Below are 22,820 nucleotides of genomic sequence, written 5' to 3'. Positions count from 1 at the left end.
GGGGTGACCCACCCGGCCCCCACCCCTCTAGCCATTCCTCGGCACGCGGTGCCACCATGGAGGGGATCCGGGGACGCCGTGAGGGCGCCTCGAGACAACAGAAGGAGCCGTTGCGATGACGCAGCTCTCGGCTGCCCAGAACACCCCCGACAGCAGCAGCAAGGCGCTGTACGGGGGCAAGAGCAACCGGCGCATCACGGTGCGCGACATCACGCTCGCCAAGGAACGCGGCGAGAAGTGGCCCATGCTCACGGCGTACGACGCGATGACCGCGTCCGTCTTCGACGAGGCCGGCATCCCGGTCATGCTCGTCGGCGACTCCGCGGGCAACTGTCACCTCGGGTACGAGACCACCGTGCCCGTCACCCTCGACGAGATGACGATGCTCTCGGCCGCCGTCGTACGGGGCACCAAGCGCGCCCTCATCGTCGGTGACCTCCCCTTCGGCTCGTACCAGGAGGGTCCCGTACAGGCCCTGCGGTCCGCGACGCGCCTGGTCAAGGAAGCCGGGGTCGGCGCCGTGAAGCTGGAGGGCGGTGAGCGCTCACTGGCCCAGACCGAGCTGCTCGTGCAGTCCGGCATCCCGGTCATGTCCCACCTGGGCCTCACCCCGCAGTCCGTGAACACGATGGGGTACCGCGTCCAGGGCCGCGGCGACGAGGACGCGCACCGGCTGCTGCGTGACGCCAAGGCCGCGCAGGACGCCGGCGCGTTCGCCGTCGTCCTCGAACTGGTCCCGGCCGAGCTGGCCGCCGAGGTCACCCGGTCCCTGCAGATCCCGACCGTCGGCATCGGCGCGGGCGCCGAGTGCGACGCCCAGGTCCTCGTCTGGACCGACATGCTCGGCCTCACCGGCGGCAAGATGCCGCGCTTCGTGAAGCAGTACGCGGATCTGCGCGGCGTCATGGGCGAGGCGGCGAAGGCCTTCGCGCAGGACGTGGTCGGCGGAACGTTCCCCCAGGAGGAGCACTCGGTCCACTGACCCGGACCACCTGAACCACAGTGGCACCACAGCAGCTCGTCGATCTTCCCCCGTCGGCGGGCTGCTGCCGTTTCCGCCGCCCTGTCGCCGTTCTGCAGGTGCCGTACACGGGGCTGTCGGCCGCCTGTCGGTGGATTGTCGGTGGCACCTGGCACCTTGTACGTCATGACGCGAATCGACAAGAAGACCTCACACAGTGACGTCGGCGGCCGGACGGCCTCCGTCACCGTGCGGGGGCTGGTCAAGCACTACGGCGAGACCAAGGCGCTGGACGGCGTGGACCTGGACGTGCACGAAGGCACGGTCATGGGTGTGCTCGGCCCGAACGGCGCGGGCAAGACCACCCTCGTCCGCTGCCTGTCCACCCTCATCACCCCCGACTCGGGCACGGCGTTCGTCGCGGGGTACGACGTGGCGAAGCAGCCCCGGCAGCTGCGCCGCGTGATAGGCCTCACCGGCCAGTACGCCGCGGTCGACGAGAAGCTCTCCGGCCGCGAGAACCTGTACATGATCGGCCGCCTCCTCGACCTGTCCCGCAAGGAGTCCCGCTCCCGCGCCGACGCGCTCCTGGAGCGGTTCTCCCTCACCGACGCCGCCACGCGCCCGGCGAAGACGTACTCCGGCGGTATGCGCCGCAGGCTCGACCTCGCCGCGTCGATGATCGGCAGCCCGGCCGTCCTCTACCTGGACGAGCCGACGACCGGCCTCGACCCGCGCACGCGCAACGAGGTGTGGAGCGAGGTCAAGCGCATGGTCGGCGACGGCGTCACCGTGCTCCTCACCACCCAGTACATGGAGGAGGCCGAGCAGCTCGCGAACGAGCTGACGGTCATCGACCGCGGCAAGGTCATCGCGGGCGGCGCCATCGACGACCTCAAGGCGAAGGTCGGCGGCCGCACCCTGCGCATCCGCCCGGCCGACCCGCTGGAGCTGCGCCCGCTGGCCACCGCCCTCGACGACATGGGCCTCACCGGGCTCGCCACGTCGACGGTGGACGCCGAGGCCGGCGCCGTCCTGGTCCCGATCCTCAGCGACGAGCAGCTCACCGCCGTGGTCGGCGCGGTCACCGCGCGCGGCATCACGATCGGCTCGATCGCCACCGAACTGCCCAGTCTGGACGAGGTGTTCCTGTCCATCACCGGCCAGAAGGCCAGTGCCCCGCAGGACGACACCCGCACCTCCGAGCTCGAGGGGGCCGCCGTATGAGCGCCACCACGCTGACACCTCCCCTGAATCTCGAGGCCGACTCGCGCATCTCCCTGCGCTCCCATATCCGTCACACCGGCGCGCTGGTCCGCCGCAATCTCCTGTGGATCCGCCAGGACCCCGAGTCGATGTTCGACGCGGTCCTGATGCCGATCGTCTTCACGCTCCTGTTCGTGTACGTCTTCGGCGGCTCCATCGGCCAGGCGCTCGGCGGCGGCCAGGACCAGTACGTGCAGTACGTGGTCCCGGGCATGATGGCGATGATGAGCATGAACATCGCCATGGCGGTGGGCACGGGGTTCAACCAGGACTTCCAGAACGGCATCATGGACCGCTTCCGGACCCTGCCGATCGGCCAGGGCTCGGTCCTCTTCGCCAAGATCGTGGTGGAGCTGATGCGGCTCCTCATCGCGACGACGATCATGATGATCGTCGGCATCCTGGTGGGCTTCGACATCACGAACTGGCCCGGACTGTTCGCCGCCGTGGGCCTCACCGCCCTCTTCGGCACGTCCATCATGTGGATCTTCCTGGTCCTCGGCGTCGTGATGAAGAGCGCCCAGGCCGTGCAGGGCATGGGCTTCCTGGTCCTGATGCCGCTGCAGTTCGGTTCGTCGATCTTCGCGCCGACGCAGTCGATGCCGGGCTGGCTCCAGGCCTTCACCGACTACAACCCGCTCTCCTCGCTCGCGGACTCCGCGCGCGGCCTGATGGTGGGCGGCCCGGTCACGCACGACGTGTGGGTGACGGTGATCTGGTCCGCGGTCCTCACGCTCGTGATGGCCCCGATCGCGATCCACAAGTTCCGTACGAAGAACTGACGTTCAGCCGGATCGGAAGATCAACCGCGATCGCGTCCCAGCAGGGCGGCGGCCTCGTCGAGAGACAGGTCGCCGCCCTCGGCGTACGCGGCCTCGTACGCGTGGTCGCCGATGACCTCACGGATCGCGGACTCGGCGGACGCGCGGGCGTCACGCTCCAGGTAGGACCGCACATGCCGGGACGGGAGCTGTCCGTCGGCGGCGCCCATGAGGCGGGCGGCGTCGCACGCGTCGGCCGTGTCGCCGCTCAGGTTCAGGGAGCGCGCGGCGGTGACCAGGTGCATGGCGGGCATGTGCGGGGCGATCACCAGGGACAGCGGGTCGGTCGACAGCTCCAGGGCCTCGGTGACGCCGGCGAGGGCCTCCGCCGCGCGGCCGTCCTCCGAGTCGAGCCAGGCGTTCATCCCGACGATGAAGCCCCGGAAGACGACGAAGTTCATCGCCTTGAACTCGTCCTGGAGGAGCCGCAGTTGCTCACGCGCCTCGGCGACACGGCCGGTGGCGCCGTACCGCCCGGACAGGAACATGCGGGCGGCGGGCCAGGCCTCGTTCGCATGGCGCTTGCCGGGGTCGAGGATGCCGAGCAGCAGCCGCTCGCCGCGTTCGCCGTCACCGTCCTCGATGAGGGCCTGCCCGAGCCGCGCGTTCAGGATCGCCACCTGCGCCTGCGCGCCGAGACGTTCGGCGGCCTCGATGGCGGCCGTGTAGTCCTCGGCCGCCGCGGCGTACGCCCCGCTGCGCTCGTGGGCCTCGCCCCGCGCGGACAGCGCCTCGGCGACACCCCACCGGTCGCCGAGCCGGGTGAACAGTTCGATGGCCTCGTCCGCGTCCCGGACGGCGTTGCCCGCCCAGTCACTGCGGTTGGCGAGGATGTTGGCCCGCAGCTGGAGCGTGAGGGCGAGCTCCCAGGTGTAGCCGAGTTCGCGGCAGGTCCGCACGGTGACGTCGGCGAGGTTCCACAGCGCGTCCATGTCGCCGCTCATCATCACCGCGTAGAACCAGAGGTTGCCCGGGGAGCGGCAGGTCTGCGGGAGGCCCGGACTGTACGCCTGCGCGATGGCGCGCAGCTTCGCGCCGCCCTCCTCCGTCTGCCAGGTCTCCATCTCCATGTCCATGTAGGCGAGGCGGAGCAGATGCACCCCTCGCCGCGCCTCCACGAGGAGCTCGGGGCCGAGCGGCGGCGGGACGTCGGTGCAGCGCTCGTGGAGCGGGGGCGCGGGGGCGGCCGGCGGGGCGAACGGGTCGGGGCCGAGCCCGGTGGCCTCCCGCGACCAGTTGCGGGCGTCGACGCGCAGGTCGCGCATCTGCCAGAACCAGGCCAGTGAGAGCACCAGGGAGAGGGTCTCCTGCTCGTCCCGGGCGGCGACGGCGTGCCGCAGGGCGGTGCGCAGGTTCTCGTATTCGCGTTCCAGACGGGCGATGGCGGCGAGCTGGCCGTGGCCGCGCAGCTGCGGGTCGGTGGTGCGGGCCAGTTCGCGGTAGTACGTGAGGTGGGCGCGCTCGGCGTCGGCCCGGTCACCGGCCTCGTCGAGCCGGTCCCCGGCGTATTCGGCGACGGTCTCCAGGAGCCGGTAGCGCATGGCGCCGGCCTGGTCGCGGGTGCCGTCCTCGGCGTGAGCGTCGTCCGCGTCGCCTTCCCTCTCAGGCTCGTCGCCGCCCCAAGGGGCAGCCACCACAAGAGACTTGTCCACGAGCGAGCCGATCGCGTCGAGGGCGGCGGGGCCGCACACCGCCTCGGCGGCCGCGAGGTCGCAGCCGCCGCTGAAGACCGACAGCCGGCCCAGGACGGTCCGCTCCTCCTCGTCGAGGAGGTCCCAGGACCAGTCGACGACGGCCCGCAGCGTCTGCTGGCGCGGCAGGACGGTGCGGGCGCCCGAGGTGAGCAGGCGGAAGCGGTCGTCGAGGCGGTCGGCGATCTGGCGGGGCGTGAGCATCCGCAGCCGGGCGGCGGCGAGTTCGATGGCGAGGGGCAGCCCGTCGAGGCGCCGGCAGATCTCGGCCGCGGCCCGCTCGTCGTCCCCGACCCGGAACCCGGGCCGCACGGCGGCGCCCCGCTCGCCGAACAGGCGCAGGGCGAACGGCTCCGGCAGCGGCTCCACCGGGTGCAGCAACTCGCCCGGCACGCCGAGGGGTTCGCGGCTCGTCGCGAGAACCGTCAGGCCGGGGCACTGGCTGAGCAGTTGCTCGGCGAGGTGGGCGGCGGCCTCGATCACGTGCTCGCAGTTGTCGAGGATCAGCAGCATGCGGCGGTGCGCGCAGTGCTCGGCCAGGCGTACGAGGGGGTCCTCGCCGTGCCGGTCGGACGCCACCCGCAGCTCCTCGGCGCCGGCGCCGCGCAGCACGGTCTCACGGGCCCCGAGCGCCGTGACGACGGCCTCCGGGACGGCGTCCGGGTCCTCGACGGGCGCGAGCTCGGCCAGCCACACGCCGTCCGGCAGGTCCATGCCCTCGGCGGCCTCCTGGGACAGCCGGGTCTTCCCGGCGCCGCCCGGGCCGAGCAGCGTCACGAGCCGCACGCGTCCGAGGTCCTCACGGATCGCCCCGATGTCTCCGCTGCGCCCCACGAACGAGGTGAGCCGGGCGCGGAGGTTGCCGGTGGGGGCGGGCGCTCTGACGGGGGCGGACAGGTTCGCGTCCTGCGGGGAGGGGGCAACGGGGTGCGGCGCGAGCAGGCCGGCGTGCAGGGCGCGCAGTTCCGGGCCGGGGTCGGTTCCCAGCCGCTCCGCGAGCTCGACGCGTACCCCCTCGTAGGCCGCCAGCGCCTCGGCGGTGCGGCCCGCGTCGCGCAGGGCGCGCAGCCGCAGCGCCTGGAGCGGCTCGTCGAGCGGATGCGCGTCGCACAGCGCGGTCAGTTCGGGCAGGGCGGTCTCGGCCATGCCCAGCGCGAGTGACGCGGCGAGCCGGGTGCGCCGGGCGTCGAGGTGGAGGGCCTCCCAGCGGGCGGCGTCCGCCGAGCGGTCCGGCAGATCGGCCAGGGCGGGGCCGCGCCACAGGGCGAGCGCGTCGTCGAGGACGGCCGCGGCCTTGCCCGGGTCTCCGTCGGCCAGCGCCCGTACCCCGTCCCTCACGAGCCGGTCGAAGCGGAACAGGTCGATGTCCTCGGAGCCGGCGGCCAGCCGGTAGCCGCCGTCGAGCGAGTGCACCGCGTCGGCGCCGATCGCCCTGCGCAGCCGGCCCACGAGTGCCTGGAGCGCGCCGGTCGCGTCGGCGGGCGGTTCGGCGCCCCACACCTCGTCGGCGAGCACCTGCGGCGGGACGGTGCGGCCGGGGCGCAGCGCGAGCACGGTCAGCAGGGCACGCAGCCGCGCCCCGCCGACGGGGACGGCCGTGCCGTCGTCGCGGAAGGCCTGTGTGGAGCCGAGGATGCGGTAGCGCACCGGCCCATTGTCCCCAAACGGGCGGCCGGACCGCGCCCGGGTTTCGACGGGAGGGCGATCCGGGACGTGGAGCACGGGTTTTCCGGCGGCGGGCAGACACCGTTCGGACCGGGCAGTGGGCACGTCCGCGCCGGTTTCGCGGAACCCGGGACCTGCCCCGGCTCGTTCCCCCCACACCGCACCACCGATACGGTCAGCCCGTCGTCCCCTCACCGCACCAGGCCGCACGCACCCCGGGAGCCATCCTCCATGACCACCGCCGCCACCCGTCGCAGCGATCGCAGGATCAGCCCCGTCTTCGTCGGCATCGCCGCCGTCACCGCCGTCGCCGGCTGGGCCGTGTGGACGGACTTCGCCGCGCAGCCCGGCATCGCCGTCTTCCTGTTCGTGACGGGCGCCTGGATCGTCTCGCTCTGTCTGCACGAGTACGCCCACGCGCGCACGGCCCTGCACAGCGGCGACATCTCCATCGGCGCGAAGGGTTATCTGACCCTGAACCCGCTGAAGTACACGCACGCCCTGCTCAGCATCGTGCTGCCCGTCATCTTCGTGATCATGGGAGGGATCGGTCTGCCCGGCGGCGCCGTCTTCATCGAGCGGGGCCGGATCCGGGGCCGCTGGCGGCACAGTCTCATCTCGGCGGCGGGCCCGCTGACCAACATCCTGTTCGCCGTCGTGTGCACGGCGCCGTTCTGGCTGGACGCGCTGAACGGGGTGCCGGACACCTTCCGCTACGCGCTCGGCTTCCTCGCCCTGCTCCAGGTGACCGCGGCGATCCTGAACTTCCTGCCGATCCCCGGCCTGGACGGCTACGGCGTCATCGAACCCTGGCTGTCCCGGAGCTTCCGGCAGCAGGTGGAGCCGTTCGCCCCGTTCGGGCTGCTCGCCGTCTTCGGCATCCTGTGGATCCCGGAGGTGAACGAGGTGTTCTTCGACGCGATCCACGCGATCCTGCGCTCCCTCGGTGTCACCGAGTGGGACACCTACTGGGGGCAGGAGTTCTATCGCTTCTGGCAGGGCACCCCTGACATCCCCGTCGTCACGCAGTAGGCGCGACCGCCGCCTCCGCCTGCTTCTGTGCCTTGGCCCGGCGCAGGTAGTACCAGGTCATGTTCGAGGTGAGGCCCGCGAGCAGCACCCAGACGATGCCGAGCAGGCTGCCCTGCACGAAGGCGACCACGGCGGCGACCACCGAGAGGACGCAGACGACTAGGGCGTACAGAGCGAGGCGGGGCATGGGGGTCGGCTCCTGTCGGACGGAGAGGTCGTACGCCGACCAGTGTCCCCCATGTCCCTTCCGCGGCCGCACGTCGGCTCCGCGTACCGGCCGTGGAGCGCGGCCGCGCTCTACACGTCGGTGACCCGCAGCCCCGCGTGGGCCTTGTAGCGGCGGTTCACCGAGATCAGGTTCGCGACCAGCGACTCCACCTGGTGCGCGTTGCGCAGCCGGCCCGCGAAGACTCCCCGCATGCCCGGAATGCGGCCCGCCAGCGCCTGGACGATGTCCGTGTCCGCCCGCGCCTCGCCCAGCACCATCACGTCCGTGTCGATCTCGGCGATCGCCTCGTCCTGGAGGAGTACGGCCGACAGGTGGTGGAACGCCGCCGTCACCCTCGACTCCGGCAGCAGCGCCGCGGCCTGCTCCGCCGCGCTCCCCTCCTCCGGCTTCAGCGCGTACGCGCCCTTCTTGTCGAAGCCCAGCGGGTTGACGCAGTCGACCACGAGCTTGCCCGCGAGGTCCTCGCGCAGCGATTCCAGCGTCTTGCCGTGGCCCTCCCACGGCACCGCCACGATCACGATGTCGCTGCGGCGCGCGCACTCCGCGTTGGCCGCGCCCTCGACGCCCAGGCCCAGCTCGCCCGCGGCCGCCTCGGCGCGCTCCGCCGCGCGGGATCCGATGATCACCTTCTGGCCCGCCCGGGCCAGCCGGTACGCGAGCCCGCGGCCCTGGTCGCCCGTGCCGCCCAGCACGCCGACCACCAGGCCCGATACGTCGGGGAGGTCCCAGGGGTCCTTCGCGGGCGCCTTCTGCACACTGTCGGTAGAGGTCATACGGTGACCTTACTCAGGCGTACGGGTCAGTAGCGCGGCGACCGGGATCCGTCTGAACGTGATCGTCTCGTACGCGCCGAAGTCTCCCGTCTCGTAGAGGAGCCCGACCGTCGAGGCATCGATCCGTACGAGGTCGCAGTACGCGGCGGGCAGGCCGTCCACCGTGTGGGCCACGCGCCAGGTGACTCCCTCGTCCTCGCTCGCCCGCACGCTCATCAGTGCCCTGGACCCGGGGTCCGCCGGGCCGGCGAACAGCAGCACCTCCCCCAGCCTCAGCAGGCTCCCCTCCACGACCGGGCCCACGAGGCCCGCCTGCGGCCGGAACGCCCTGACCAGGCTCTCGCCGCCGTCCTCCGATGTCGCGTCCGCCCTCGTGCCCGGCGCCGGCGAGTCGTTGCGGGCGTTGAAGTACAGCCGCCCGTCGGCCAGTTCGGCCGCGGTCGTCTCGTTCACGTTCACATAGCCGTCCGGATGGTCGTCCACGTAGCCGAGCCGCCAGGTCCTGCCCCGGTCGTCGCTCAGCAGGCAGTGGCCTCCGTCGTACTTTCCCTCCGTGCCGGTGTCGCCTCCGGCGGGCGGGAGCGAGTGGTTGGCCGGCACCACCACGCGTCCGCTCCGTGTCTGGATCGCGTGGCCGGGGCCCGTGGCGTACCAGCGCCAGGCCCTGTCCTTCGCCTGCGCCGTGATCTCCCTGGGCGCGGACCAGGTCACTCCCTCGTCGTCGCTGTGCTGCACCCAGACCCGGCGCCCGTCCTCGGGCTCCACCTCGCCTCGTCTGATCGCCGCTTCCGTCGCCCGCGCCGCGTTCCGTACGTGGACGATCAGGACCCGTCCCGTGTCCAGGACCACCGGCGCCGGGTTCCCCGCCAGGTCGTCACCGTTCGCCGCCACCACCTGGAGCGGGTCCCAGGTGCGGCCGCCGTCCGTGGATCTCTTCAGGACCACGTCGATGTTCCCGTAGTCCTCCCTCGACCCCACTCGTCCCTCGCAGAACGCGAGCAGCACGCCGGAGTGTGTCGTGACAGCCGCGGGGATCCGGAAACTCGCGTATCCCTCGCGCCCCGCGCGGAAGGGAACAGACGTCTCAGTCAGCACCCCCCATCCCTCCCCACCCAGAGGGAATTCCCGGTGAACTCGGCCTGACGAGTGGACTGTTGCGGCAGTATGCGCAGGCATGGACGCCGTACGGGTCGCACTGCTGCGGGAAGTGCTCGCCGGAACCGAGTGGCTGGGCGCCGCGCGCCGCTTCGCGGGTGCGCTGCGGACCTCCGTCGTGCCGCACGGAGGTGGGCTGCTCCTCGTCGGCACGCCCGAGTACGAGCCGTGGCATCTCGCGGCGCATCTCGTGGACGAGGCCGCCTGGTCCGGCATGCCCGAGCTGTCGCCCACGCTCGTGCGGCACCGGGCGGGGGGTGGGGATCCGGCCCATCTTGCCGTGGGGCTCGGGCGCATCGAGGCGGCCCGACGGGGCGAGACCCTGCTGGTCGTGGCGCCCGGGGCGCCCGGTGAGGAGTTGCTGGAGCGGGTGCATGACGCTCGGCGGGCGGGGGCCACGGTTCTGGCGATCGACTCGGGTGACCGCGATCTGCATGCCATGGCTCATGAGGCCCTCACGCCCGGGCCTGATCTCGACCTCGATACGGCGCAGCATCTGGTCAGCGCGGCGGCGGGCGAGAATCCCGGCGGAGGGCCGGCCCGGGGGCCCCGGCGGCGCTTCCGCGATCGGCTGTCCCGCCTGGCGGATCATCTGACTTCGCCGCCGCCCGCGGGGTGGTAGGAGGCTCGCTCGAAGGGTGGGTGGTGGGTGGTGGTGCTTTTTTGGGTGCGGGGCGTCTGTGGCCGTTGTGTTGTCGGGTGCGGGGCCGCGGGGGCATGTACGTGCTCGCTGTTCTACGGGGGCACGCCGGCGAGCTGATTGCCTGTGCGTGGTGCTGGTGGCTCCGCGCGCACATGCCCCCGCGTCCCCTCCCGTCTCGTCGGCGTCTCACCGCCGGTGGGACTCGCCGCCCTCCCTCTGACGGCGAATTCCAGGGGGCGTGTACTTGCCCGCTGCTTTACGGGGGCACGCCGGCACGCTGATTGCCTGTACGTGGTGCTGGTGGCTCCGCGCGCACATGCCCCCGCGTCCCCTCCCGTCTCGTCGGCGTCTCAACGCCGGTGGGACTCGCCGCCTGCGCGGGCCCCTGGTGCCGGTCGGGGCGCTCAGCGGCTACGGGCCGTCGTCAGGCCTCTTCGTCCCCGTCCTTGGCCTTGGCGTCGTGCCACTTGGGGTCCGTCTCCCATTCGAGGTTTCGTTCACGCGCCGTCTCCATCGCGTGCTCCGCCTCGGCACGCGTCGCGTACGGGCCGAAACGGTCCTTGTTGGGGCACTCGGGCCCCTCCTCCACCTTCTGGTGCTCCAGGCAGTAGTACCACTCGCCGGGCTTCCCGACGGTCCGCTTCTTGAACAGGGCCATCTGCGGCTCCTCTCGCCATGACCATGGTCCCCCACGGCCGCTCGATACACTCGCTGGCATGTCTGGCCAGTCGCTGCTCGTACCAGGGGAGCTCTCTCCCACTCGTTCCGTACCCGGAAACATCCGGCGTCCCGAGTACGTGGGCAAGCCCGCGCCGACGCCGTACAAAGGTCCGGAGATCCAGACCCCGGAGACGGTCGAGGCCATGCGCCTCGCCGGCCGGATCGCCGCGCGGGCCATGGAGGAGGCCGCCAAGGCCATCGCACCCGGCGTGACCACGGACGAGCTCGACCGCATCGCGCACGACTACATGTGCGACCACGGCGCGTACCCCTCGACCCTCGGCTACCGCAACTTCCCGAAGTCGCTGTGCACCTCCGTCAACGAGGTCATCTGTCACGGGATCCCCGACTCGACCGTCCTCAAGGACGGCGACATCGTCAACCTCGATGTCACCGCGTACATCGGCGGCGTCCACGGCGACAACAACGCGACCTACCTGGTCGGCGATGTCGACGAGGAGTCCCGGCTTCTTGTCGAGCGGACCCGTGAGTCCCTCAAGCGCGCCATCAATGCCGTCCGGCCCGGGCGCCAGATCAACATCATCGGCCGCGTCATCGAGTCGTACGCCAAGCGCTTCGGCTATGGGGTCGTGCGGGACTTCACGGGGCACGGGATCAACTCGTCGTTCCACTCCGGCCTGATCATTCCGCACTACGACAGCCCGCACGCCACCACCGTCATCCAGCCCGGGATGACCTTCACCATCGAGCCCATGCTCACGCTCGGCACCCATGAGTACGACCTGTGGGACGACGGGTGGACCGTGGTCACCAAGGACCGCAAGCGGACCGCTCAGTTCGAGCACACACTCGTTGTCACCGAATCCGGTGCGGACATCCTCACTCTGCCCTGACCGGGATTCGCCCACAGGCCCGCCCCTCTCATGGGGGCGGGCCTTTTGTGTTGCCCCGGTGAGTGATCGGGGTAGCGTTTTTACCGACAGGGCGTCGGGAACCTGGTAAGTTAGGCAAGCCTAAGCTTAGCGATCTGGAGGCCTCATGGGTACGCCGTTCTCCACCCTGATCCGCACCGCCTCTCACGAGCAGCACACAGAGGCCGAGAGCACCACGTTCATGAGCGACCTTCTCGGCGGATCCCTCGGCGTCGACGCCTACGCCCGGTACACCGAGCAACTCTGGTTCGTCTACCGGGCCTTGGAGGAGGCGGCGAAGGGGCTGGAGGGGTCCGCCGTCGCCGGCCCGTTCATCCAGGCCGAGCTGTTCCGGGTTCCCGCCATCGAGCGGGATCTGGCCCACCTCCGCGGGGCCGGGTGGCGCGACGGCGTTTCCGCACTGCCGGCCACCCAGGCGTACGCCTCGCGCGTCGCCGAGTGCGCCCAGGACTGGCCCGGGGGCTACGTCGCCCACCACTACACCCGGTACCTGGGGGATCTGTCCGGCGGCCAGATCATTCGCGACAAGGCCGAGAAGAACTGGGGCTTCGCCCGCAAGGGTGATGGCGTGCGGTTCTACGTGTTCGAGGGTGTTCCGAACCCTGCGGCTTTCAAGCGGAGTTATCGCGTTCTGCTCGACGGAGTTCGCGCCGACGAGCTCGAGAAGCTGCGCATCGTGGCCGAGTGCAAGCGGGCGTTCGCCCTCAACACCGCCGTCTTCAGGGCTCTCGGCGAGGAGTTCAGCAGCGCCGCCTGATCAGGTCAGGCGGACCCTGCCGCCCACTTCGATCAGACCGTCGGGCTGGGGGGCCGTGAGAATCTGGGAGCCCTTGCCCTGCGTGATGTTCAGGGCCCTGTGCAGGTGCGCCGTGAGCAGGAGTGCTGCCGCTCCGGTCGCCTCGTCCTCGTCGATTCCGTCGTTCCTGCCCGGGAACCCCCGGGCCCTCACCCTTCCTGCCGCCACGTCCTCCCACGCCCAGGCGTAGATCCACTCCCCCGGCGGGGGAACCGGGAGGTTCTCCACCTCCGCCGCCGAGCCGTACTCGCGCAGCGTCCGGGGCGGCGCCCACTCCGGTCGCGCCTCGATCCAGGTGAACTCGCCGTCCAGCCGCGTGCCCACCACTCCCGCGGGGGTGACCAGTTCGGGCACGTCCAGGAGCCAGGCCGTACCGACGCACGGGTGTCCGGCGAAGGGGAGGCGCACGGTCGGCGTGTAGATGTCGATGACGCCGCGCTCGGGGTCGTCCACGAACACCGTCTCGCTGAAGCCGAGCTTCGCCGCCAGAGCCTGCCGGTCGCCCTCGTCGGGGACGTCGCTTCCCTCTCGTACGACCCCGAGCTCATTGCCGTGGTCGCCATGGGGTCCGCAGAAGACTCGGAGCACGTCGTAGTCCGTCACCCGGACAGTCAATCATTCAGTGGGGCGTCGCGGGTTTTTGCCTTCCGTTTGCCGTTTCCCGGGTCGTCCATGGGTCGCTTGTGGCCGGGGCGCGATCGGTGCTCTTTTGTGAGAGCTGAATCACTGGACCCCCGGGTAGCACTGAGGTAAGCCTCGGTTAAGTTAGGTCCGCCTCACTCACTGTGCCTCACCGTCTTGGAGCCCGCATGCGAGCCGTCCGACTCACTGTTGTCACCGCCGCCGCCACCGCGGCGACCCTGGCCGCCGTCACGGGCTGCACCCAGAAGAGCGACGCCAAGTCCGGTGGCGACCGCGTCGTCGAGGTCACCGCCACGGACGACAAGTGCGATGTCTCCAAGACCCGTTTCCCGGCCGGCCATGTCGAGCTGTCCATAGAGAACAAGGGCTCCAAGGTCACCGAGGTCTATGTCCTGTTCCCGGACGACCGGATCGTCAGCGAGCGCGAGAACATCGGCCCCGGCACCAAGCAGAAGCTGACCGCCGAGGTGAAGGCCGGCTCGTACGAGATCGCCTGCAAGCCCGGCATGAAGGGCGACGGCATCCGCCAGAAGGTGACCGTCACCGGCGGCAAGGCCGTCAAGCGTGACGCCCGCCTGGACAAGGCCGTCGCCGCCTACCGGACGTACGCGCAGGAGCAGGCCGATGAGACGCTGCCCAAGGTGACGACGTTCACGGACGCCGTGCGCAAGGGCGACCTGAAGGCCGCGCAGGCCGCGTACGCCCCGTCCCGTCTCGGCTGGGAGCGCACCGAGCCCGTCGCCGAGTCCTTCGGTGACATCGACCCGAAGGTCGACGTCCGCGCGGACGGCCTGGAGGAGGGGCAGGACCCGAAGACGGACTGGACCGGCTGGCACCGCCTGGAGAAGGCGCTGTGGCAGGACAAGAAGATCGGCTCGCGGGAGAAGGAGCTGGCGACACAGCTCGACAAGGACCTCAAGGACTGGCAGACCCGCGTCGGCAAGGCGGACATCACGCCGACCTCCATGGCCAACGGCGCCAAGGAGCTCCTCGACGAGGTCGCCACCGGCAAGGTCACGGGCGAGGAGGAGCGCTACTCGCACACCGACCTCGTCGACTTCAAGGCCAACGTCGAGGGTGCCGAGAAGGCGTACGACCTGCTCAAGCCCGTCGCCGCGGAGAACGACGCCGCGCTGACGAAGGAGCTCGACAAGCAGTTCGCCGCCCTGGACACGCTGCTCGACAAGTACCGCAAGGACAAGACCTCCTACGAGTTCACCTCCTACGACAAGGTCGGCAAGGCGGACCGCAAGGAGCTCCAGGACGCGGTGAACGCGCTCGCGGAGCCGCTGTCCAAGCTCGCCGCCGCCGTCGTCGTCAAGTAGCCCTCCGGGTACGCAGGTAAGGGGTCAGGGATGACGGACACCACCACCGATGTCTCGGTCGGATCGGACAACTCCCGTACGCCGTCGCGTCGTTCGCTGCTCGCGGTGGGCGGTGCCGGGCTCGCGCTCGGTGCCGCCGCCGCGGGGGGCGCCGTCGCCGTGACGCGGACCGGTGACGATCCCCAGCCGGTCGCCGACTCGGGCGGCGCCGTGTCGTTCCACGGCGCGCACCAGGCCGGAATCGCCACCGCCGTGCAGGATCGTCTGCACTTCGCGTCGTTCGACGTGAAGACCGACGACCGCGACGAGTTCGTGCAGCTCCTGAAGGACTGGACGAAGGCCGCGTCCCGCATGACGGAGGGGCACGCGGTCGGCGAGGGAGCGTACGGCGGTCTGCCCGAGGCACCGCCGGACGACACCGGCGAGGCGCTCGGCCTCAAGCCGTCCCGGCTCACCCTCACCATCGGCTTCGGCCCGTCCCTGTTCGAGAAGTTCGGGCTTGCGGACCGGCGGCCGGAGGCGCTCGTCGACCTGCCCAAGTTCCCCGGCGACAATCTCGACAAGGCCCGCAGTGACGGCGACCTGTGCATCCAGGCATGCGCGGACGATCCACAGATCGCCGTGCACGCCATCCGCAACCTCGCCAGGATCGGCTTCGGCAAGGTCGCCGTCCGCTGGTCCCAGCTCGGCTTCGGCAAGACGTCGTCGACCACTCCGGACGCGCAGACCCCGCGCAACCTGATGGGCTTCAAGGACGGCACCCGCAACATCGCCGGCACCGAGACGGACCGTCTGGACCGGCACGTATGGGTCGGCGCCAAGGACACGGACGCGGGCTCGGCCTGGATGACCGGGGGTTCGTACCTCGTCGCCCGGCGCATCCGGATGAACATCGAGACGTGGGACCGTACGTCGCTCCAGGAGCAGGAGGACGTCTTCGGCCGCGACAAGGGCGAGGGCGCCCCGGTCGGCAAAGCCAAGGAGCGCGACGAGCCGTTCCTGAAGGCGATGAAGCCGGACGCGCACGTGCGGCTCGCGCACCCCGACTCCAACGCGGGGGCGACCATCCTGCGCCGCGGCTACTCCTTCACCGACGGCACGGACGGCCTCGGCCGTCTGGAGGCCGGCCTGTTCTTCCTGGCCTACCAGAAGGACGTGCGCAAGGGGTTCATCCGCGTGCAGCGCAACCTGTCGCGCAGCGACGCGCTCAACGAGTACATCCAGCACGTGGGTTCGGCCGTCTTCGCCGTCCCGCCGGGCGTCCGGGACTCCGGCGACTGGTGGGGCCGGGCGCTGTTCTCCAAGGAGGCATGAGGACACGATGTTCGGCAACTACCTGATCGGCCTGCGCGAGGGACTCGAGGCCAGCCTCGTCGTCTGCATCCTCATCGCGTATCTGGTGAAGACGGACCGGCGTGACGCGCTGCGTCCCATCTGGATCGGCATCGCCATCGCCGTCGCCGTGGCGCTCGGCTTCGGTTTCGCGCTGACCTTCGGCTCTCAGGAGCTGACGTTCGAGGCGCAGGAGGCGCTCGGCGGTTCGCTGTCGATCGTCGCCGTGGGCCTGGTGACGTGGATGGTCTTCTGGATGCGGCGCACGGCGCGGCATCTGAAGTCGGAGCTGCACGGCAAGCTGGACGCGGCACTCCAGATGGGTACGGCCGCGCTGGTCGCGACCGCTTTCCTGGCGGTGGGCCGCGAGGGTCTTGAGACCGCCCTGTTCGTCTGGGCGTCGGTGCGCGCGTCGAACGACGGCACGCACGGGCCGCTGATCGGTGTCCTGCTGGGCCTGCTGACGGCGGTCGTCCTCGGCTGGCTGTTCTACCGGGGCGCCCTGAAGATCAATCTGGCGAAGTTCTTCACGTGGACCGGCGGCATGCTGGTGATCGTGGCGGCGGGCGTCCTCGCGTACGGCGTGCACGACCTTCAGGAGGCGCAATTCCTGGGAGGTCTGTCCAGCAAGGCGTTCGACATCAGCGAGACGATTCCGCCGGACAGCTGGTACGGCACGCTCCTCAAGGGCGTGTTCAACTTCCAGCCCGATCCGACGGTCCTCCAAGTCGTCGTCTGGCTGCTGTACTTGATCCCGACGCTCGCGGTGTTCTTCGCGCCCGCCGGTTTCCTGTCCCGGAAGCCGAAGACCGAGGCGCAGTCTTCCCGTGAGTCCGCCAAAGCCTGATCCGGACGCTCGCGCCGCTCCCCTCCCCGATAGGGTTCGGGCCCGGGAAGGGGAAGGTGAAGAGAACCGATGAGCAAGCTCCTCCGCAGGCCTCGTGGTCTCAGGAAGCCGGTTACGGCGGTGGCCCTCGCGACCGCCGTGGCGCTGACGGCGAGCGGGTGTGTGACGGTGCACGGGGAGCGGGAGGTCCTCCCGGCGGCCACGAAGGCCGAGGCCGCCCGCGCCCTGAAGGATTTCACCACCGCGTACAACAAGGCCGACAAGGCGTACGACGGGTCCCTCGACGAGGACCATGTGACGGGCGCGCTCGGCGCGATCGACGCCGCCAAGCTGAAGGCCGGTCACACCAACCACCCCGACGGCAACCCCGGCCACTCGGATCTGGAGCTGTCGGACGCCGAGTTCACCATTCCCAAGAAGGCGGGCTGGCCCCGCTGGTTCGTCGCGAACACGAAGGCCAACCGGGGCGGCGACTTCCGGTGGATGCTCGTCTTCACCCGTGACGAGGTGAACCGGCCCTGGCAGGTGGCGTATCTGACGCTCATGTCGCCCGGTGACGTCCCCGAGTTCAAGAAGGACAAGGACGGCTGGGCGCGGCCCGTGACGGCGGACGCCGCGGGGCTCGCGGTGGCGCCGCAGGACATGAGCCGCGCGTACGCGACGTATCTGAAGGACGGCGGGGACGGTTTCGCGCCGGGCCGGCACACGTCGCAGTGGCGGACCACCCGGGAGAAGAACGCGAGCCGTCCGGGTCTCGCCCGGCAGTACGTCGACGAGCCGATGACGTCGGGCGACTACGCGCCGCTGGCCCTTCGGACCGCGGACGGCGGGGCGATGGTGTTCTTCGCGACGCACCACTACGAGAAGCAGACGGCGTCCAAGGGCCTGAGCATCACGGTCGACAACGAGAACGTGAAGGCCCTGATGACCGGCGACGTCAAGCAGTCGCTGACACTGGAGCGCGTCTCGAACCAGGTCGCCGTCGACCCGGCCAAGGGTGGCGACGTCGAGATACTGACGCGGCTCGAGGGTCTGACGGGCGCGAAGGGCAGCTAGGGTCCCGGGGCTCTGTGCGAGCCCCTGGCCCCGGTCCGTCAGCCGCGCGAGGGCCAGGCCGTCGTGAAGTCCCTCTCCTCGCCCACGTACCGTGCGCAGGCGTCCGTGAGGGCTTCGAGCAGGGTGAGCGGGTCCGGCAGCGGGTGTTCGAGGCCTCGCAGCCAGTCGACGGTCAGGTCACCGGGGAGCCGGGCGGGCGGCACGGGGACGTACGAGCCGCGGCAGTGCCAGCGCAGGCCGGGGTGCTCGTCCATCGTCTCGGGGTGGCAGTCCAGCTCGCAGGGCCACCACTCGTCCTCGTCCTCGGGGGTGCCGCGAGTGGCGGTGAAGAAGAGCATGCGGTCGCCGCCCGACTCGGCCACGGGGCCGACGTCGATGCTCGCCGCGAGGAGGCGTTCGAGGGCTTCGCGGCCCGCCTCCAGGGGGACGTCCAGGACGTCGTGGACCATGCCGGTCGCGGTGATGAAGTTGGCCTGCGGCTGATGCCTGGCCCAGCGCTCGATCTGGCCGCGGTCCGTCGTGGACTGCGTCTGCCAGGCGAACGAGACGGGGTGCCTGCCGGGCGTGGGACAGCCGATGCGGCTGCACGAACACCGGTAGTCGGTGGGGTACGCGGCGGGTGCGAGCGGAAGCCCCGCGTCGGCCGCTGCCAGGAGCAGCGCCTCGCGGCCGCCGTCGCCCTCGGTCTCCTTCGGGCGCCTGGCACGCAGCCACTGGGAGATCCTGCCCTGTCCGCCGGACCGGCGGCCGAACTCCGCGCCCATCAATCCCCTCACCTCGCCGTAGTACCGAGAAGCATGTCCCATGGTCGCACCATCCTGCGCCGCGGGTGGCCACTGTCCACATCCGGGGTACCCGGGGCGATACGGAGCGACACGAGACGCAGAAGATAATCGGGTGTCATTAGCGGGTTTACGGTGATTTGCCTGCCTACCGTGGTCGGCATGGTCACACGGATTGCGCTGACGGGCCTCGGCGGGCTCCTGGCCCTCGCCCCGCCGACCCTCGCCCCCCTCGAGTGGGACTCCGGCCCCCTGACCGTCGCCAGCCTCCACGGCATCGTCTACACGGCGCACCGCGGCGGCGCCCTGGAGGTCCCGGAGAACAGCATGTCGGGCCTGACGGCCGCCTACGCTCGCGGTACCGCGCAGGTCCTCGACTTCGACACGCGGATGCTGCGCGACGGCACGATCGTGGTGATGCACGACCCGACCCTGGACCGCACGACGTACACGTCGGGCCCCGTGGACAGACTCGACGCGCGGCAGTGGACGCGCGTGCGGATGCGCCCGAAGGCCTCGCTGCCGGGCCGCTGGCACGCCGAGCCGCTGCCGACGGCCGACGAGGTCCTCGACCGCCTGGGCGGGCGCATCGTGCTGACCCTGGAGGCGAAGGACCCGCGGAGCCTGGACGGGCTCGCCGCGATGATCCGACGCCGGGGCCTGGTCAGGTCGGTGTTCGTGAACTCCAACGACCCCGCCGTCGCCCTGCGCGCCCACGACATGGGCCTCATGGCACAGCTGTGGCGCTCGAAGGTCCAGATGCGCACGGACCACCCGGCGCGCTGGGCCCGGTTCGTCGACCTGCTCGACGTGGACTACCAGGCGCGTGACGCCGATCTCGTACGGGCCGCGCGGTCCGGGATCCCGCGGGTGTGGGCGCACACCGTGAACTCGCCGCGGCAGCGGGACCGGGTGCTGCGGCTCGGCTGCAACGGCGTGATCTCGGACGCGCCGGGCCTGCTGACCCGCACCCCGTCGGACGTGCGGGTACGGGTCAGCGGGGGCTGAGCCCGTAGAGGACGTACTCGACGAGTGTGTCGGCATAGGCGTGGTCCAGGGGGCCCGTGCCCTGGAGCCAGCGCTGGGCGAGCGGCGCGGAGAACAGGTCGCGGGCGATGTACGGGTCGACGTCGGCGCGGATCTGGCCGGCGTCCTGCGCGGCGCGCAGCCGGCGTACGTACAGCTCGAGGGCGGGCATGAGGAGGCGGCCGACGAACTCCTCGCCGAAGGCCGGGTTGGCGACCCCCTCGGCGGCGAGGGCGCGGGCGGGGGCGTCGTAGCGGGGGTCGAGCAGTTCGTCGACGGTGGCGCGCAGGACCGCCTTGAGGTCGGCCTCGACGTCGCCGGTGTCCGGGATGCCGTCCGCCTCCGCCCAGTCACCCGCTCCGGCGGCCTCCGCCGCCTGGACGCCGAGGTCGATGAAGGCCTCCATGAGGACCTCCGCCTTGGAGGACCACCAGCGGTAGATCGTCTGCTTGCCCACGCCCGCGCGGGCGGCGATGCCCTCGATGGTCGTCTTGGGGTAGCCGATCTCGCCGACGAGGGCGAGGGCGGCGTCGTAGATCGCGCGGCGCGAACGCTCGCTGCGGCGGTTGGAGTCGGGAGCGGTCTTCTGGGCCATGGCTCGAATGTATCAGCGAGCGAGGCGAGACGTACCGTCTCAACTCTCTTGACAAGACGATGCGTCTCGCCGACAGTGGACATCGTTGGCGAGACGACTCGTCTCGCTTCTGGGCGGTTCAACTCCCGCCCGGGACAGCACCATTCGAAGGTCGAAGGGAGACCACGATGAGCCGAGGTGGATCCGGGAACATGCTGGGCGTCGGCGGCACCCGCAGCAATCTCTCCCGCAAGACCCTGCGCGGCGGCGGCCGCGGCGGCCGGGTCGGCGGCGGGCTCGACCCGCAGGCGCAGAAGCGGGAGCTGCTGCGCAGGCTCCGGGAGGAACGCACGGCGGGCGAGGGTTCGTGACGCCGTCGTGAGAGCGGGGCCCCGGCCGGTGGGGCCGGGACGGTGAGCGGCGGGGGCGGCGGGTCGTGTACCGGTGGCACGCGGGCCGGTGGGTTGCCGGCCTGCGGCATGCCCGCAAGCGACATGCCGACCGGTGACATGCGGGCCGGTGACTCAGAGGGACCACCCGTTCGGTGCACAGCGGTGGGGGCTCCTCGCACCGCACCATGGGCGCATCTGCCACTGCGGTCGTGAGGAGCCCTCATTGCCTGGTCGCCGCGCCACACCCCGGCGTTACCTGATGTGCCGACCGGCACACTTCGAAGTCACGTACTCGATCAACCCCTGGATGGATCCCGCCAAGCCGGTCGACGTCCCGCTCGCGCTCGCGCAGTGGGAGGACCTGCGGGACCGCTACCGCTCGCTCGGACACCGCGTCGACGAGCTCGAACCCCTCCCCGGCCTGCCCGACATGGTCTTCGCGGCGAACGGCACGACCGTCGTCGACGGACGCGTGCTCGGGGCCCGCTTCGCCCATCCCCAGCGCACCGCCGAGGCAGCGGCGCACCTGGACTGGTTCAGGGAGCGCGGTTACACGGCGGTCCACGAGCCCGTCCACATCAACGAGGGCGAGGGCGACTTCGCGGTCACCGCCTCGTACGTCCTGGCAGGCCGGGGCTTTCGCTCCAGTCCGCTCTCGCACGCCGAGGCGCAGGAGTTCTTCGGCCGCCCGGTCATCGGCCTCGACCTCGTCGACCCGCGCTATTACCACCTGGACACCGCGCTCGGTGTCCTGGACGACGGGGCGGACGAGGTCATGTACCACCCGGAGGCGTTCTCGCCGGGCAGCCGGGCCGTTCTCGAACGCCTCTTTCCCGACGCGCTGATCGCCACGGAGCCGGACGCCGCGGCGTTCGGCCTGAACGCGGTCTCCGACGGGCTGCACGTATTGCTGCCGCAGGCTGCCGTCGGCCTGTTCGAGCCGCTGAGGGACCGCGGGTTCGAGCCCGTCGGGATGGATCTCTCCGAGCTGCTCAAGGGCGGCGGCAGCGTGAAGTGCTGCACGGCGGAGCTTCGCGGCGAGCAGCCGCGCGGCCTGGAACTCGGGGCCTGAGCCGGTTCGCCGGGTGCGGGGGTCCGTGGTGGTTCGCGCCCGCGCGGCGAAGCCGCGAAAGGTCACGGCCCCGCACCCCGTGACGGCGCGCTGACGCGCCCACGCCTCCTAGGGAGCCGGCGGCCAGGCGTCGCCCCAGTCGGCGTCGCGGGCCGCCCGGTACAGCGGCCCGTGCCGCTTCGTCACCGTCTCGCGGCCCAGCGCGCCCTCCGCCTCGCACAGGTCCAGGAGTACCTGGCCCTTGCGGATCTGGGGGCGGCGGGTGATCCGGGCCGCGGGGCGCTCGGGCGCGAACCGGGTCGCGGCCACGTAGCTGAACTTCTCGTCCTCGTACGCGAGGGAACCGCCCTTGACCTGGCGGTGCAGCGACGACCTGCTGACCCGGGCCGAGAAGTGGCACCAGTCGGTGCCGGGCTCGATGGGGCAGGCCGCGCTGTGGGGGCAGGGCGCGGCGATGTGGAATCCGGCGTCGGTCAGACGGCGGCGCGCCTCGATGATCCGCTCGTAGCCGTCGGGGGTGCCGGGCTCGACGACGACCACGGCCCCGTCGGGACTCGCGGCGGCGGCCGCGGCGTCGACCACGGCGCGGCGGTCGTCGGCGGTCAGCTCCTTGAGGACGTACGACACCGTGACGAGATCGGCGCTCTCGATGGTGAGCGCCGCTCCGATACGTGAGCGCTGCCAGCGCACGGAGGTCAACCGGTCGCAGGAACCGGCCAGTTCACGCCCGAGGGCGAGCGCGGGCTCGGCCCAGTCGAGGACGGTGACATCGCGCTCGCCCGCCCAGGTGTCGGCGACGGCCCAGACCGCGGCGCCCGTCCCGCCACCCACGTCCACCTGGCTCCGGGGCGCCCAGCCCTCCGGCGCCGCGTCGGCGAGCGCGCCGAGCGCCGAGCGGACCGCCTCGAAGGTGGCCGGCATCCGGTACGCGGCATAGGCGGCGACGTCGGCACGGTCCCGCAGGATCGGCGCGTCCGTCGGGGTGGTCCCCCGGTAGCTCGCGATCAGCCGTTCGACGGCGCGCGCCGCCTGCGTGGGCGGCAGCCCGTCGAGCAGCCCCGCGAGGGCCGCGCGCAGGGTGTCGGCCGGGGAGACCGGCGAGTAAGAGGAGAGGGGGGCGTTCACCC

At 71.3% G+C, this 22,820-nt stretch carries 23 protein-coding genes; 14 read left to right on the top strand and 9 right to left on the bottom strand.

Annotated features, from left to right (window positions below; translation table 11 throughout):
- The first annotated feature begins 115 nt into the window (after positions 1-115).
- The 3 genes from panB (at position 116) to OHO83_RS31075 (ending at position 3,009) form a co-directional block, all read left to right on the top strand.
- A complete protein-coding gene (gene panB / locus OHO83_RS31085) occupies positions 116-982 on the top strand; it encodes a 3-methyl-2-oxobutanoate hydroxymethyltransferase (RefSeq protein ID WP_266564919.1) in 867 nt (288 codons plus the stop codon).
- Positions 983-1,147: 165 nt separating this feature from the next.
- The gene (locus OHO83_RS31080; RefSeq protein WP_266669924.1) at positions 1,148-2,188 is read left to right on the top strand and encodes an ATP-binding cassette domain-containing protein; all 1,041 of its coding nucleotides are present in this window, start codon (positions 1,148-1,150) and stop codon (positions 2,186-2,188) included.
- Positions 2,185-3,009 (top strand): ABC transporter permease, encoded by an 825-nt coding sequence (locus OHO83_RS31075; RefSeq protein WP_266669926.1) that lies wholly within the window; start codon positions 2,185-2,187, stop codon positions 3,007-3,009. The genes OHO83_RS31080 and OHO83_RS31075 overlap by 4 nt, the downstream gene beginning before the upstream one ends.
- Positions 3,010-3,029: 20 nt before the next feature.
- On the opposite strand, the gene OHO83_RS31070 is transcribed toward OHO83_RS31075, so the two are convergent.
- Positions 3,030-6,386 carry a BTAD domain-containing putative transcriptional regulator gene (locus OHO83_RS31070; RefSeq protein ID WP_330280053.1) on the bottom strand — a complete coding sequence of 1,119 codons (3,357 nt, stop codon included), beginning with the start codon at positions 6,384-6,386 and terminating at the stop codon, positions 3,030-3,032.
- 249 nt (positions 6,387-6,635) lie between these two features.
- On the opposite strand from OHO83_RS31070, the gene OHO83_RS31065 reads away from it, so the two are divergent.
- Complete coding sequence (locus OHO83_RS31065; RefSeq protein WP_330280052.1) at positions 6,636-7,436, top strand: site-2 protease family protein; 801 nt, start codon at positions 6,636-6,638, stop codon at positions 7,434-7,436.
- On the opposite strand, the gene OHO83_RS31060 is transcribed toward OHO83_RS31065, so the two are convergent.
- The 3 genes from OHO83_RS31060 to OHO83_RS31050 form a co-directional block, all read right to left on the bottom strand.
- Positions 7,426-7,623: a hypothetical protein gene (locus OHO83_RS31060; protein ID WP_266669932.1), complete on the bottom strand. Its 198-nt coding sequence runs from the start codon at positions 7,621-7,623 to the stop codon at positions 7,426-7,428. The genes OHO83_RS31065 and OHO83_RS31060 overlap by 11 nt on opposite strands.
- A 110-nt stretch (positions 7,624-7,733) precedes the next feature.
- Positions 7,734-8,438: an NADPH-dependent F420 reductase gene (npdG, locus tag OHO83_RS31055; RefSeq protein ID WP_266669934.1), complete on the bottom strand. Its 705-nt coding sequence runs from the start codon at positions 8,436-8,438 to the stop codon at positions 7,734-7,736.
- A 9-nt stretch (positions 8,439-8,447) separates the two neighbouring features.
- Complete coding sequence (locus OHO83_RS31050; protein WP_266676299.1) at positions 8,448-9,530, bottom strand: sialidase family protein; 1,083 nt, start codon at positions 9,528-9,530, stop codon at positions 8,448-8,450.
- A gap of 82 nt (positions 9,531-9,612) precedes the next feature.
- Here OHO83_RS31050 and OHO83_RS31045 point away from each other — a divergent pair, with 82 nt between their 5' ends.
- Positions 9,613-10,215: a hypothetical protein gene (locus tag OHO83_RS31045; protein ID WP_266669936.1), complete on the top strand. Its 603-nt coding sequence runs from the start codon at positions 9,613-9,615 to the stop codon at positions 10,213-10,215.
- A gap of 445 nt (positions 10,216-10,660) precedes the next feature.
- Here the strand turns inward: OHO83_RS31045 and OHO83_RS31040 are convergent, their stop codons facing one another.
- Complete coding sequence (locus OHO83_RS31040; protein ID WP_266669938.1) at positions 10,661-10,894, bottom strand: hypothetical protein; 234 nt, start codon at positions 10,892-10,894, stop codon at positions 10,661-10,663.
- Positions 10,895-10,952: 58 nt separating this feature from the next.
- On the opposite strand from OHO83_RS31040, the gene map reads away from it, so the two are divergent.
- Together map and OHO83_RS31030 are read left to right on the top strand one after the other, a co-directional pair.
- The gene (map, locus tag OHO83_RS31035; protein WP_266669940.1) at positions 10,953-11,810 is read left to right on the top strand and encodes a type I methionyl aminopeptidase; all 858 of its coding nucleotides are present in this window, start codon (positions 10,953-10,955) and stop codon (positions 11,808-11,810) included.
- A gap of 145 nt (positions 11,811-11,955) precedes the next feature.
- Entirely contained in the window at positions 11,956-12,606 is a 651-nt protein-coding gene (locus tag OHO83_RS31030; protein WP_330280051.1) for a biliverdin-producing heme oxygenase, read from the top strand.
- Here the strand turns inward: OHO83_RS31030 and OHO83_RS31025 are convergent, their stop codons facing one another.
- Positions 12,607-13,248, bottom strand: coding sequence for a PhzF family phenazine biosynthesis protein (locus OHO83_RS31025; protein ID WP_266669944.1), 642 nt, complete (start codon positions 13,246-13,248; stop codon positions 12,607-12,609).
- 206 nt (positions 13,249-13,454) lie between these two features.
- Between OHO83_RS31025 and efeO the strand changes: the two genes are divergently transcribed.
- From efeO to OHO83_RS31005, 4 genes are all read left to right on the top strand, one after another.
- Entirely contained in the window at positions 13,455-14,612 is a 1,158-nt protein-coding gene (gene efeO / locus OHO83_RS31020) for an iron uptake system protein EfeO (protein WP_266669946.1), read from the top strand.
- Positions 14,613-14,642: 30 nt separating this feature from the next.
- A complete protein-coding gene (gene efeB / locus OHO83_RS31015) occupies positions 14,643-15,926 on the top strand; it encodes an iron uptake transporter deferrochelatase/peroxidase subunit (RefSeq protein ID WP_330280050.1) in 1,284 nt (427 codons plus the stop codon).
- A gap of 7 nt (positions 15,927-15,933) precedes the next feature.
- Positions 15,934-16,791: an iron uptake transporter permease EfeU gene (efeU, locus tag OHO83_RS31010; protein WP_266669950.1), complete on the top strand. Its 858-nt coding sequence runs from the start codon at positions 15,934-15,936 to the stop codon at positions 16,789-16,791.
- Between the two features lie 69 nt (positions 16,792-16,860).
- Positions 16,861-17,847, top strand: coding sequence for a hypothetical protein (locus tag OHO83_RS31005; protein ID WP_330280049.1), 987 nt, complete (start codon positions 16,861-16,863; stop codon positions 17,845-17,847).
- Positions 17,848-17,885: 38 nt separating this feature from the next.
- Here the strand turns inward: OHO83_RS31005 and OHO83_RS31000 are convergent, their stop codons facing one another.
- On the bottom strand, positions 17,886-18,611 hold the full coding sequence (locus OHO83_RS31000) for a bifunctional DNA primase/polymerase (RefSeq protein WP_266676301.1): 726 nt from the start codon (positions 18,609-18,611) through the stop codon (positions 17,886-17,888).
- 180 nt (positions 18,612-18,791) lie between these two features.
- Here OHO83_RS31000 and OHO83_RS30995 point away from each other — a divergent pair, with 180 nt between their 5' ends.
- Complete coding sequence (locus tag OHO83_RS30995; RefSeq protein WP_266669953.1) at positions 18,792-19,637, top strand: glycerophosphodiester phosphodiesterase; 846 nt, start codon at positions 18,792-18,794, stop codon at positions 19,635-19,637.
- Here OHO83_RS30995 and OHO83_RS30990 read toward each other — a convergent pair.
- Complete coding sequence (locus tag OHO83_RS30990; RefSeq protein ID WP_266669955.1) at positions 19,624-20,250, bottom strand: TetR/AcrR family transcriptional regulator; 627 nt, start codon at positions 20,248-20,250, stop codon at positions 19,624-19,626. The two genes, OHO83_RS30995 and OHO83_RS30990, sit on opposite strands and share 14 nt — an antisense overlap.
- Positions 20,251-20,417: 167 nt before the next feature.
- Between OHO83_RS30990 and OHO83_RS30985 the strand changes: the two genes are divergently transcribed.
- Complete coding sequence (locus OHO83_RS30985; protein ID WP_116502378.1) at positions 20,418-20,600, top strand: DUF6243 family protein; 183 nt, start codon at positions 20,418-20,420, stop codon at positions 20,598-20,600.
- Between the two features lie 244 nt (positions 20,601-20,844).
- Complete coding sequence (ddaH, locus tag OHO83_RS30980; protein ID WP_389572287.1) at positions 20,845-21,693, top strand: dimethylargininase; 849 nt, start codon at positions 20,845-20,847, stop codon at positions 21,691-21,693.
- A gap of 108 nt (positions 21,694-21,801) precedes the next feature.
- Here ddaH and OHO83_RS30975 read toward each other — a convergent pair whose 3' ends face one another.
- Positions 21,802-22,818: a small ribosomal subunit Rsm22 family protein gene (locus OHO83_RS30975; RefSeq protein ID WP_266669957.1), complete on the bottom strand. Its 1,017-nt coding sequence runs from the start codon at positions 22,816-22,818 to the stop codon at positions 21,802-21,804.
- Between the last annotated feature and the right edge of the window lie 2 nt (positions 22,819-22,820).

Source organism: Streptomyces sp. NBC_00569 (genome assembly GCF_036345255.1).
Classification (GTDB): Bacteria; Actinomycetota; Actinomycetes; order Streptomycetales; family Streptomycetaceae; genus Streptomyces.
This window is presented reverse-complemented; position numbering and strand designations above follow the sequence as displayed.